This is a genomic window from Simiaoa sp. (assembly GCF_051972595.1).
Classification (GTDB): domain Bacteria; phylum Bacillota; class Clostridia; order Lachnospirales; family Lachnospiraceae; genus Acetatifactor; species Acetatifactor hominis.
Genome location: NZ_JBOKRY010000007.1, coordinates 1 through 12,934, shown reverse-complemented (window position 1 = coordinate 12,934; position 12,934 = coordinate 1). Strand labels below are relative to the sequence as shown.

At 48.2% G+C, this 12,934-nt stretch carries 7 protein-coding genes; 2 read left to right on the top strand and 5 right to left on the bottom strand.

What is annotated here, in order from left to right; genetic code table 11:
* Positions 1 to 9 precede the first annotated feature (9 nt).
* From ACTRDR_RS04035 to ACTRDR_RS04015, 5 genes are all read right to left on the bottom strand, one after another.
* The gene (locus tag ACTRDR_RS04035; protein ID WP_440526244.1) at positions 10 to 1,083 is read right to left on the bottom strand and encodes a DUF4349 domain-containing protein; all 1,074 of its coding nucleotides are present in this window, start codon (positions 1,081 to 1,083) and stop codon (positions 10 to 12) included.
* 143 nt (positions 1,084 to 1,226) lie between these two features.
* The gene (locus tag ACTRDR_RS04030; RefSeq protein ID WP_440526243.1) at positions 1,227 to 4,145 is read right to left on the bottom strand and encodes an insulinase family protein; all 2,919 of its coding nucleotides are present in this window, start codon (positions 4,143 to 4,145) and stop codon (positions 1,227 to 1,229) included.
* A 197-nt stretch (positions 4,146 to 4,342) separates the two neighbouring features.
* The gene (locus tag ACTRDR_RS04025) at positions 4,343 to 4,768 is read right to left on the bottom strand and encodes a hypothetical protein (protein WP_176863330.1); all 426 of its coding nucleotides are present in this window, start codon (positions 4,766 to 4,768) and stop codon (positions 4,343 to 4,345) included.
* Positions 4,749 to 5,501, bottom strand: coding sequence for a hypothetical protein (locus tag ACTRDR_RS04020; RefSeq protein WP_176863332.1), 753 nt, complete (start codon positions 5,499 to 5,501; stop codon positions 4,749 to 4,751). The genes ACTRDR_RS04025 and ACTRDR_RS04020 overlap by 20 nt, the downstream gene beginning before the upstream one ends.
* 232 nt (positions 5,502 to 5,733) lie before the next feature.
* Positions 5,734 to 6,594, bottom strand: a complete 861-nt coding sequence (locus tag ACTRDR_RS04015; protein WP_176863334.1) for a hypothetical protein — start codon at positions 6,592 to 6,594, stop codon at positions 5,734 to 5,736.
* Positions 6,595 to 6,894: 300 nt separating this feature from the next.
* Here ACTRDR_RS04015 and ACTRDR_RS04010 point away from each other — a divergent pair, with 300 nt between their 5' ends.
* Positions 6,895 to 11,148 carry an acyl-CoA dehydratase activase-related protein gene (locus ACTRDR_RS04010; RefSeq protein WP_440526242.1) on the top strand — a complete coding sequence of 1,418 codons (4,254 nt, stop codon included), beginning with the start codon at positions 6,895 to 6,897 and terminating at the stop codon, positions 11,146 to 11,148.
* Between the two features lie 1,158 nt (positions 11,149 to 12,306).
* Complete coding sequence (locus ACTRDR_RS04005; RefSeq protein ID WP_440526241.1) at positions 12,307 to 12,723, top strand: hypothetical protein; 417 nt, start codon at positions 12,307 to 12,309, stop codon at positions 12,721 to 12,723.
* Positions 12,724 to 12,934 lie beyond the last annotated feature (211 nt).

The window sequence follows — 12,934 nt, the reverse complement described above, 5'->3', positions numbered from 1 at the left end:
CCTTACTCATTACTTTTTGGGTGCTTCCGATGCAGTACTCTCTTCTGCACCTGCCACATTCTGCAGAGCTTTCTGCTTGTTCGCTTCCTCTTCAGCTTTTCTCTTCTGTTCTTCAGCGCGGATGCGCTTCGTGCGCTTTTTGATCTTCTTCAGGATCAGGATGATGATAACGATCACGATCGCCCAGATCACCAGATAAGGAATATGGATCACGAACCAGATCGCTGCTTCCTTTAGTCCCTCGCCGATATTTTTCAGACTGTCTACAAATCCGGTGGAAATGCGCTCCCAGACGGTCTCTTCTTCCACAGGTGTATAGACTTCTACTTCATCAATATAAAGGTATACGGTACTGTAGTCAACCCGGTTATCATAGCTGCGAAGCTGGGATTCCATGCTTTCCAGCTGGTATCTGACATCGGACAGACGCTGTTCGATGGTAATAATATCTTCCACACTCTCTGCCTGCTCTAAAAGCTGTAATAATCTCTCCTGTTCGGTCTTAAGGGCATCCCGGTGGCTTTGCAGATCCACATAGGTCAGCGTCACATCCTGTACATTCTCCGAACGGCTGGTCACATTGCCCAGCTCTGAGACCGTATTCTGGAACTCCTCCAGTCTGTCCTTCGGGATGCGGATGGTCAGATTGGCATTCCTTGTAGAACGATAACTATAATATGTACTGCCGTTATAGGCATCCAGACTTTCGATATAGCCGCCGAGCTCTGTTACTTTATTCTCTACCGCACTTAACAGCTTATCATACTCCCTGGTCTCGACATCCATATTCACGGTCTTGATCAGCTTCCGGTCTGCTGTGGCTGCAGTCTCCTCAGGCACTGTATTACCTGTGTCCTGAGCATTTTCTGCGGAATCGTACCCCTCTGTCATGCCGAAGCCATCTTCATAAGCGGACGCCTCCGGTGCAGCTGCCTCATTGGAAGCAACAGAATAATCCGCATCCATGAGATCACTGATGCCGTAACCGCCCTTCGATGAACTGCCGCAGGCGGTCAGCGATAATATCATGCCGGCAGTGAGTAACCCTGTAATGATCTTGGTTTCAAAATTTCGTTTTTTCATAACCCTCTCCGTTCTGCGGACGGCATCCGGACGCCCTGCCGGATCCGCCTGCTGTTGACTTTTTATTGTTCACCCATATAAACGAAATAATATCACAAAAGTTCTTTCTTTTTTTGCAAAACCTCTGCTACGCGTGATTCGTATTAAAACAGATTTTCCACCTTCAGGAATCTGTCCTGTTCTTCCTTTACCTTGGAAGCCGTGCCTACGACGCAGAGCAGATCCTCCTGCATAAATGCCCGGATATGCGCGGACAGTGCCCGGATATCCTCTACGGTAGCGGACAGCAGTTCCTCCCGTTCTCTCTGTAATGCTGCATCGTCCAGTCCCGTCATATAGGCACTCAGGGAATACAGTCCCTTTGCTGCCGGATTCATAGGCACATCCAGATCGCTGACTGCACCGATGATATACTGGGTCATGGTGCGTTCATCCGCGGTAAATTCTGCGATGGCATCCGCTGCCTTTTCATATATATCAATCGTTCTGCCCAGGTTCGGATCTCTGTATGAGACAAAGTAGCTGTCACCGGATCTGCCGAAGCTGCACATACAGCCGTAGGCGCCACCCTTTACACGGACATTGACCCACAGATATTCATAGCCCAGCATGACCTTCAGCACTCTTAAAGCTCCGGTATATTTTAGTCCGCTCTTGCGGAAATTACCGGCACGACATACATAATTGACCTGTCCGGAGGTTAAGAACCCTTCATTCTTCCGGGAGACCTCCGGAATATAATGTTCTTTTTCCACGGATCCGGTATAGAGTGCAGCCTTGAAAGCTTCCACCGGGGCATCCAAAAGTCCCACTGCCTTCTCTTCACCGACGAAATCCACCATAAGATTCTCCGGACGGAAGATCATTTTTAATAACGTCTGTAAGATCTCCACCAGTTCTTCTTTTTTCTCGTCAAAATGTGCTTCCAGGTCGGTGATCAGGCGGTAGAACGGGATGCCGGAGATTTCCTCACTGACAGCTCCGGGAATACTGCCGTAGGACATGGCTCTTCCGGCTGCCACACTGTGTCCGCCGCTCGTCATCTGTGCCTGCATGCGGGACTTGCCCTCCGCCAGGATCTCATAGAGACGCTTGGTGTCCGTGAGATCACTGGTCATGACGATCTCACGCATCAGATCGATGGCATCGGCAATACGATCATAGAACACCTTCGTCTTCAGCTCCAGGGTCAACGTAAATTCATCCGTATCCTGCAATCTGCCATAGACATTATTCACCGCAGCCATGCCGCCGGTGACCAGGTTCATCTCATTATAGAGATCTCCATACGCATAATGCTCGGTATTCAGCAGTCCAAGACAACCTTTTAAGATACCGATATACGGGAAATATTTTCCGGGGATCTGATCCAGTTTGAAGATCAGTCGTAAGTAACCGATACCGTTGGTAAACAGATCATGATACAAAAGTGTGGTATCCCCAATACTCCGTACCTCGTTTACCGGGAGATTTGCCTCTTTTTTCATATCTTCCCGCTTCAGCAGAGGAATCTTCTCCAGATCTTCCTTCGCATCCTCACTCTCCTGGAACTCGGTCAGCTTACGGAAGGTCTCTTTTACAGCTTCCAGTTCATCCGGACTCATAGCCGCTTTCACCTGTGCCATTTTCTTGCGCTGCTTCTGTTCCTGCTCCTCTAAGAGTCCCGACTTTGGCTGCAGGATCACCACGCTGCGGTGCGTATTGTCCAGCAGGTATTTTTGTACCAGACCCTCAAAATATCCGCTCTTAACTTCCTTTCTAAGCTCAGCAAAGGTATCGTTTGCCTCGATATGAACAAACGGCAGCCTGTCGTCATACAGCCAGCTGTCCAACACCTGTAAGCCATACATCAGTCCCTTGGGATAGGAGCCGAAATCTGCCTCTCTGTATTTGAATTCGTAGTAATTGATACCGGCAAGCAATGCCTTCTCGTCGAAGCCTTCCGCCGCCAGCTTCTTAAGTACTTCTTCTGTTACCTGTAAAAATTCCTGTTCTTTTTCTACGGAAGTGTCCTTCGCCACGACACTGAAATATGGCTGACGGATACCATTCTCGTAAATGCTGTAAACATCCTTGCCTATGCCGCGGTCTACCAGCGCCTGCTTTAAGGGTGCACCCGGTGCGGAGCACAGCGCATAATCCAGGATCTGAAATGCAATGTAGAGCTTCGGATCCAGGCTGTCACCGACGCAGAAGTTCTGGGACAGATAGGTATTCTCTTCTTCGTCCTCTCCCTCGCCGATGGGACAGTCTCTGACGATGCGGCCGGGCTTATCGAAAGCCGGCTCCTCGGTCACTTCGGAATCCACCTTAAGAGCATCGTAGGCAGACAGATAATGTTCGTCGATAAAAGTCAGCTTCTGTGCCATATCCATGTTACCGTAGAGGTAGATATAGCTGTTGGAAGGATGATAGAACTTCCGGTGGAAATCCAGGAACTCTTCATACGTCAGCTCCGGGATCACCTCCGGGTCACCTCCGGACTCACAGCCATAGGTGGTGTGAGGATACAGAGAGTTCATGATCTCTCTCTCCAGCACATCATCCGGAGAAGAAAATGCTCCCTTCATCTCGTTGTAGACCACACCGTTGACCTTCAGCTCTTCCTCGTCACCTTCCAGCTCATAATGCCAGCCTTCCTGCCGGAAAATGGATTCATTTTTATAAATGTTCGGGTAAAATACCGCATCCAGATAGACATGCATCAGGTTCTGGAAATCCTTGTCATTACAGCTTGCCACAGGGTATACAGTCTTATCCGGATAGGTCATGGCATTTAAAAAAGTGTTCAAAGAACCTTTTACCAGTTCCACAAAAGGATCCTTCACCGGGAATTCCTTCGAGCCGCATAATACGGAGTGCTCCAGGATATGTGCCACGCCGGTGGAGTCCTTCGGGGTGGTACGGAAACCGATGTAAAATACTTTGTTCTCGTCGTCATTGGATACCAGTGCCACTCTTGCTCCGGTCTTCTTATGACGGCACAGATAAGTCACGCTGTTGATGTCCGGGATCTGCCGTTTCTCTATGATCTCATATGTGGATAAATCTTCTACTCTCATTTTTGTTTCCTCTATTATTCTATCTCAGTTTAATTCTGGCTTAAACGATTTCTTCGTGCTGCGCTCTCTCGAAATCGTAACGCCCATTCGCAATTCGGACTATCGTCCTTCTTGCTCATGTTCGTTTGCTCCCCTCATAGAAAGCCTTCGCTGCCTGCAAGCAGTCGCGTATGCTTTCTATGGGTGAGCTTAATCTATCAGAAGCCTGCCAGTGCCAGCTTGCTCATGGAGATTTCCTGGATCACGACGCCCTTTGCCTCCTTTTCTTCCGGAGTCATGGCGGTCAGTTCCCGGATGTTCAGTTCCTTCGTCACATACCGTTTCTTCCCTCTGCCGAAGATCCCCTTTTTCTCCTCGATGATATTGATCTTTACTCTTGCCTTGATCCGGTCGTAGATTTTGACCAGAAAGCTGTCCGGCTTCAGATAATACAGATGGGTCTCCAGCGTATCCTCGGGATCCACTTCCTTTTCCGCTAAAATATAGCGTTCCACGATCAGGCGGAATTTAAACGCCACCTCGTCCTGCTCCAAAAGCTCTGCAAAAGTATATTTCGCACCTATGTAGACTTTTGCCGTGTCCTGCAGGCTGTATTTATAATTCTCATAAACTGTCTTTTGCATTGTTGTCGATATCCTCAATCTTGAAACCGCTCATCCGCACCGCATCCTCGATCATTTTGCGGGACATGCCGGTCTCCTCCATCAGTTCCTCTATGGTCACCTTGCGCTGCAGCTCCTCTGCCAGTTCTCTCGCTTTGTCCGCCACCTTGTTGACCTTGTCTTCCACGCGCTTGTCGATCTTAGAGTTCTCTGTGTGCTCGGCAATGTACTCTTCCATGGCATCCATGATCATCTTGCCAAGCATTCCCTCGACTTCCTCCGGCTTCTCCAGACTGCCTAACATAGTCACTCCGAAGGAAAGCGCAAGATTCCCTTCACCTACCAGATCCTCTAACATGACACCCTGTCCAGCGTAAAGCTTCGCGATCTCCGCCACATCCGCCAGATAGATCTCGATCAGACGCTGCTGGGCGTCGGTCTCCCCCGCCATGGCAGCGATGGAAAATGCCTGTTTCTCTCCATCCGTGTAGACAGGCAGAGCTGCCACTTCATCCAGATATTCCTGTAAATAATCCTTTTCCTCATCCGTAAGGAATTCGTCAGGATCCATGGGCTGTCCGATACCTATTTTATGTTTTAACAGATAGTCAAATACCATCTGTAATTGTTCACCACTCAAGTCAAGCTCCGCGAAGGCTTCCTTTACCTGCTCTTCGCTGATGCAGTTTCCCTGCTCTTTGGCAGTCTTGCGGACCTCCTCTAAGGTCTTGGCAAATAATACTTCTTTGTTCATATAGGGTCTCCTTTATAATAACATCACTATCTCCACACTTCGCGCATTGCCTGCGAGTGGTCATACGTCTGCCTCTTGCAATAATACACTTTCTCCGTGCTTCGCACTCTCGAAAGTGTACATCCATTCGTGGTCCGGACGATTCGTCCTTCTTGCTCATGTCTGTTCGATTTGCTAATATCCGCTCGGCATTGCCTGCGAGCAGTCATGCCGTAACGGATATTACAAATCTTTATTTCACATGTTCGTGCGTAAACAAATGATACTGGCAATATTCGTAGTTACCGTTACATTTGGAGCAAAAACGGAACTCCAGGCTCGGATCGTCCTCTTCCGTCCTGCCACAGATCGCGCATTTATGCCTCGTGACTTTTGCCCGTCCGGCATTTGATTTTTTCTCGAACTGGGCCCTGCGGTGCATCTGCTTCGGCGAGATGCGGCTTCTGTGCATTCTGTAAAAGTATAACACAAAATTAAGTAAAGATGCTATGATCGCAAATTTGGTGAACACACCACCTTTGATCACGTAGTACAGCATTAAGACTGCATCCAGGATTCCCATCCATTTTACCTTCACGGGGATCACGAACATCAAAAGCACCTGCATATCCGGATACGTTGCCGCAAATGCAAGGAAGATCGACAAGTTAATATAATATGTGCTGAAAGCATAAGATCCACTGTAAAAATATGCGGATGCAATTTCCGTAGGCAGACTGCCATACATCAGATACACCACGCCCATACACAGGAAGCTGCCGACTACTGTAAACAGGATTCCCGAGAAAATATAGACATTATACCGGTAGGTTCCCCAGGTGCGCTCCAGGGTGGTTCCCAGGCTATAATAAAAGTACAGCATAATTATCGTAAAAACATCAAAACTGTCAGGAGGCACGATCACCCAGGTCACCAGTCTCCAGATCTGTCCGTGCAGGATCCGGTAAGGGTCCAGTGTCAGAAATCCCAGCATATTCACACCTGCCGCACTTCCCAGCAGTTCTATTACATATCCCGCCACATAACTTAAGATAAGGATCAGTGTCAGATTCGGGATCGCATATCTGCCGAATTTTTTCTCAAATTTGCTCATAAAGTCATTTCTCCGTTTCTATCTAATTACCCATTCGTTTTTCTCTATCGAGATTGTAACATCCACAGGACAATAAGTAAACCGCACGTTCAAAAGTTTATAGAATTCCTATTTATTTCATTTTTTCTTTACACAATTTTAACGACAGCGTTTTATCTTTGTTCGTTGCATTATGTTTTTTTTTGTCGTATAATGAAAAAAGTTTTGTGAAAGAAAAGTCGCATATATTAAGAAGTAATTCTGTAACTCATCATTGACCTTCTGAGTGGTTACAGCATTTTATCAGGAAGGATGTATCACATGAATTCACAGGAAAAATACGCAACGCTCGGCATAGATATCGGTTCTACCACTGTCAAGATTGCGATTTTAGATGAAAACCACAATATTTTATTTTCCGATTATGAGCGTCACTTCGCCAATATCCGGGAGACGCTGTCCGGTCTCCTTAAGAAGGCATATGACCAGCTGGGCGAATTGCAGCTGCACCCCATGATCACAGGCTCCGGCGGACTGACGTTAGCCAATCACTTAGGCGTTCCTTTTACGCAGGAGGTCGTAGCTGTGGCTACTTCCCTGCAGGAGCTGGCACCCAAGACCGATGTAGCTATCGAGCTCGGCGGTGAGGATGCGAAGATCATCTATTTTGAAGGCGGTAACGTGGAGCAGCGTATGAACGGCATCTGCGCCGGCGGTACCGGTTCCTTTATCGACCAGATGGCAAGCCTGCTCCAGACGGACGCTTCGGGCTTAAACGAATATGCAAAAGATTATAAATCACTCTACGCCATTGCTGCCCGCTGTGGTGTATTTGCCAAGACCGATATCCAGCCGCTGATCAACGAAGGAGCTACCAAGGAAGACCTGTCCGCTTCTATTTTCCAGGCTGTGGTGAACCAGACCATCTCCGGTCTGGCATGCGGTAAGCCGATCCGCGGTCATGTAGCATTTTTAGGCGGACCGTTACATTTCCTGTCTGAGTTAAAGGCCGCTTTTATCCGTACCCTAAATCTGGATGACGAGCACATCATCGACGTGGACAACTCACATCTGTTCGCAGCCATCGGCTCCGCATTGAATGCGAAGGAAGATGTCTGCATCAGCCTGTCCGATATGGTGAAAAAGCTGTCCTCCGATATCAAGATGGAATTTGAAGTGGAACGCATGGAGCCCCTGTTTGCAGACAAGGCTGCATATCAGGAGTTCGTAGAGCGTCACAGTAAGCATCATGTAACCACCGGTGATCTGCAGTCCTATCAGGGCAAGGCATTCCTGGGTATCGATGCCGGTTCCACCACCACGAAGATCGCACTGGTGGGTGAGGACGGATCTCTGTTATATTCCTTCTACTCCGGCAATGACGGAAGTCCGTTGAAGACGGCGATCCGTTCCCTGAAGGAGATCTACTCTCTCCTTCCCGAGGGTGTGGAGATCGTGCGCTCCTGTTCCACCGGTTACGGCGAGGCGCTGATGAAGGCTGCTTTCCTGTTAGATGACGGCGAAGTAGAGACCGTGGCACATTACTATGCCGCTGCTTTCTTCGATCCCAGCGTCGACTGCATCTTAGACATCGGCGGTCAGGACATGAAGTGCATCAAGATCAAGAATCAGACCGTAGACAGCGTGCAGTTAAATGAGGCTTGTTCCTCCGGCTGCGGTTCCTTTATCGAGACCTTTGCGAAATCTCTGAACTATACCGTGCAGGATTTTGCTCAGGCTGCCCTGTTCGCAGAGCATCCCATCGACCTGGGTACCCGTTGTACCGTATTCATGAACTCCAAAGTAAAGCAGGCACAGAAGGAAGGCGCTTCCGTAGCGGATATCTCCGCAGGACTTGCTTACTCCGTTATCAAGAATGCTTTATTTAAGGTGATCAAAGTCTCCGATGCATCAGAGCTTGGTAAAAATATCGTGGTACAGGGCGGTACCTTCTACAACGATGCCGTTCTGAGAAGCTTTGAAAAAATTGCAAATTGTCAGGCGATCCGTCCCGACATCGCCGGTATCATGGGCGCTTTCGGTGCGGCGCTGATCGCCAGAGAGCATTACGAGGACGGTTATGTGACCACCATGCTGGATTATCAGAAGATCTGCGACCTGCAGTTCGAGACCAGTATGGCAAAATGTAAGGGTTGTACCAACAACTGCCGTCTGACCATCAACAAGTTCTCCGGTGGCCGTCAGTTCATCTCCGGCAACCGTTGCGAACGCGGTATTGGTGGACAGAAGAATGCCCACAATGTACCGAATTTATACGAATATAAATTACATAGATTATTCTCCTATGAATCCCTGGAGGTCGACAAGGCTCCCAGAGGTGTGGTAGGTATCCCCAGAGTACTGAATATGTACGAGGACTATCCGTTCTGGTTCACATTTTTCACCGAACTGGGCTACCGTGTGGTACTCTCTCCCAGCTCCAACCGCAAGATCTACGAGCTCGGTATTGAGTCCATCCCCAGTGAATCCGAATGTTACCCGGCGAAGCTGGCTCACGGTCATGTGACCTGGCTGATCCGTCAGGGTATTAAGTTCATCTTCTATCCTGCGCTGTTCTATGAGCGTAATGAGTTCGAAGATGCGAACAACCATTACAACTGCCCCATCGTTACTTCTTATTCCGAGAATATCAAGAATAACGTGGAGGAAATCGCCGGCGGTGAGATCACCTTCCGCAATCCGTTCATGTCCTTCAGAGATCTGGGTACGGTGACGGATGCGCTGACGAAGGAATTCACCGAAATTCCCGCTGCTGAGATTGCTGCAGCCTGCGTAAAAGGCTGGCAGGAGTTGGCGAATGCGCGCCATGATATGGAGAAAAAAGGCGAAGAAACACTGGAATACTTACGTCAAACCGGCAAACGCGGTATTGTGCTGGCAGGTCGTCCTTATCATGTAGACCCGGAGATCAACCATGGTATTCCCGAGCTGATCACCTCCTACGATATGGCAGTGCTTACCGAGGATTCCATCTCCCATCTGGCGAAACCGGAGCGGCCCCTGATCGTATCCGACCAGTGGATGTATCACTCCAGGTTATATGCAGCTGCAAGCTATGTGAAGACGGTAGAGAATCTGGATCTGATCCAGCTGAATTCCTTCGGCTGCGGTCTGGATGCCGTTACCACCGATCAGGTGAACGACATTCTCTCCGGCTCCGACAAGATCTACACCTGTTTAAAGATCGATGAAGTCAACAATCTGGGTGCGGCGCGTATCCGTATCCGTTCCCTGTTGTCCGCGATCCGTGTCCGTGAGAAACTGGGCAAGCACCGCACCATCCGTTCTTCCGCTATTGATAAGGTACCGTTCACCGAAGAGATGCGTAAGGACTACACCATCATCTGTCCGCAGATGTCCCCGATACACTTTGAGATCTTACAGCCTGCGTTCAATGCCTGCGGTTACAATTTCGTCGTATTGGACAATGACAACAAGCACTCCGTGGATGTAGGTCTGAAATACGTTAACAACGATGCCTGCTATCCTTCCCTGCTGGTAGTCGGACAGATCATGGAAGCTCTGCTGTCCGGGAAATATGACCTGAACAAGACCGCCATTATCATGAGCCAGACCGGTGGCGGATGCCGTGCGACGAACTATATCGGCTTCATCCGCCGTGCCCTGAAGAAGGCAGACATGGAGCAGATCCCTGTCATCTCCCTGAACCTGGCGGGTATCGAGAGCAATCCCGGCTTCCATCTGAATGCAGATCTTATACTACGTGCAGCAGTAGGTGCTGAGTTCGGTGATATCTTCATGCGTTGTGTCTACCGGATGCGTCCTTATGAAGCAACTCCTGGTTCCGTGGATGCCCTGCACAGAGAATGGCTTAAGAAGGTACAGGATTTTGTATCTGCGAAGCATATCAGCATAGGCAAGTTCCGCAGGATGTGTACCGAGATCATCCGTGATTTCGATGCGATTCCGGTACTGGATATCAAGAAGCCCCGCGTCGGTGTAGTCGGCGAGATCCTGGTGAAGTTCTCTCCTGCCGGCAACAATCACCTGGTGGAGCTGTTAGAGAGTGAGGGTGCGGAAGCTGTGGTTCCCGACCTGATCGACTTCATGCTGTACTGCTTCTACAATCAGATCTACAAGGCAGAGCACTTAGGCACCAGCAAAAAGACCGCGAAGATCTCTGCACTGGGCATCTGGGCGATCGAGCATATCCTCCGCGGTTCTGCCGTGAAAGCATTTGAGCAAAGTAAGCATTTCGATGCACCCACCAGCATCTACAAGATCGTCTCCTATGCGGAGCCCATCGTATCCATCGGCAACCAGACCGGTGAAGGGTGGTTCTTAACCGGTGAGATGGTGGAACTGATCAAGGAAGGCGTACCAAACATCGTATGTACCCAGCCCTTCGGCTGCCTGCCGAACCACGTCGTAGGCAAGGGCGTTATCAAAGCCCTGCGGAAGGCTTATCCTTCCTCCAACATCGTGGCCATCGACTACGATCCCGGCGCCAGCGAAGTCAACCAGCTCAACCGCATCAAGCTCATGCTCTCCACCGCCCAGAAGAATCTGAAAAAGGGCGAGGGTGTGGAATAAAGAAACTATTTTTGATATGTGGCGGTAATGGCGGCACGGTGCCGAATGTGTGATAACGAATAGCGACTGTGCGATATTGACGGCACGGTGCCGGATATGGCACTTACGAGGTACATGCAGAAAGTAGCCTACCCAGTCGATAGCACCGTCATAAGGCAAGCTACACCCGCGGCAGGGGATTCGCAGAATCCCTGCTGCGGGTGTTTTTAATATTTCTTTTTGTTCTATCAGCCTATAAGTTCCGGATTTACTCCCTTTCTGACCATAGCTTAAGGCTTCTTAGTTGTCGTTCCCATCACCTCTTCGTTCCTACTCGCTACCGTCGCCCCTGCACCTCCATTTTCATCCTATTCGTCTCATTTTCTGATTTCCCCCATTTTCATCCTATTCGTCTCATTTTTCTGATTTTCCCCCCATTTTTATCCTATTCGTCTCATTTTCTGATCCCCCCATTTTCATCCTATTCGTCCCTTTTTTGATTTCCTCCATTTTGTCTGTTTTAGCGACTTTTGGTGGAATTTTGTGCCTTAAACAGCTTTTTTTCCACCATTCTATTTATTTTTGACATTTTTTCAGGAAATCTCCTTTTTTTAATCATAAATCAGAACCTTTTTCCACCATTTACAGCCTTTTGATAGCTTTTTTCAGGAATTTATTTTCCTTGACTATTTTCTCAAAGCAAGTTATACTAAGCGCATCTGTAAATCTTTCTATTCAGTTGGATAATTCTTCCAGAATTCCATGCATTTAACATTTAAAGGAGGTACTACAATTAATTACGCAGAATTAATACATCGAAAAGAACATCTGTTGAAAAAGAAGAATTTTCTTCTTAATGAAGTAAGTAAACTACCAGATGGGAGTATATCCTATTGTCGTAACAAAGGGACCTATATCGACTGGTTCTATCTGAAGGACGGTACTAGAAAGTATCTTCAGAAATCTCAGAAATCTCAAAAGGAACTGGCGCAAGCTCTTGCATTAAAGAAATACTACGAGCTTATGCTGCATGAAATTTCAGAAGAAATAGCATTTATTGAAACATATCAAAAGAAATTTCCCTCCACACTTCCAAGAGAAAAGGCTACTGACTTGTTGGCCGACTCCTCCCCTTATTACCCATTACTACAAAGCTATTTTGCGAAGGACAAGCTTCCTGTGTCTGCGCAGAAATGGTGCGCGGAGAGCTTTGAAACCAATTCTTCTCATCCGGAGCATTTGATCCATACTACGCTGGCCGGGCATAAAGTCCGTTCAAAATCAGAAGTCATCATTGCGAATCTGCTCTATACCAACCATATTCCCTATCGATATGAAGCGGCGCTGCCGTTAAAGGAATTCACGGCTTATCCGGATTTTACGATTATGCATCCGGTTACGAATAAAATCTTCTACTGGGAGCATTTCGGTATGATGGATAATGCGCCTTATTGTGATACTGCCTGCAATAAGCTGAAAACCTACTGTTATAACGGAATCTTCCCATCCATGCAACTGATCACCACTTATGAGACAAGCAAATGCCCCATTTCCACGGATCAGGTGCAGCAGATCATTACACAATATTTCCTCTAAATCCATAATTCCCTACATGAAAATTCTCCTGGCATTGACTAAAGGTAATCAAGAATATTCAAAAAGCCTCACAAGATGTTGCTCCATAGTGAGATGGGCTCCGCGGTGTGATCACTCCGCAACATGATCACTCGCAGCATGATCACTCGCAGCATAATCACTCGCAGCATGATCACTCGCAGCATGATCACTCGCAGCATGATCACTCGCA

What these genes read in the sequence shown, in the direction of transcription:
- ACTRDR_RS04035 (WP_440526244.1), bottom strand. Translation starts at nt 1,083, where the DNA reads ATGAAAAAACGAAATTTTGAAACCAAGATCATTACAGGGTTACTCACT.
- ACTRDR_RS04030 (WP_440526243.1), bottom strand. Translation starts at nt 4,145, where the DNA reads ATGAGAGTAGAAGATTTATCCACATATGAGATCATAGAGAAACGGCAG.
- ACTRDR_RS04025 (WP_176863330.1), bottom strand. Translation starts at nt 4,768, where the DNA reads ATGCAAAAGACAGTTTATGAGAATTATAAATACAGCCTGCAGGACACG.
- ACTRDR_RS04020 (WP_176863332.1), bottom strand. Translation starts at nt 5,501, where the DNA reads ATGAACAAAGAAGTATTATTTGCCAAGACCTTAGAGGAGGTCCGCAAG.
- ACTRDR_RS04015 (WP_176863334.1), bottom strand. Translation starts at nt 6,594, where the DNA reads ATGAGCAAATTTGAGAAAAAATTCGGCAGATATGCGATCCCGAATCTG.
- ACTRDR_RS04010 (WP_440526242.1), top strand. Translation starts at nt 6,895, where the DNA reads ATGAATTCACAGGAAAAATACGCAACGCTCGGCATAGATATCGGTTCT.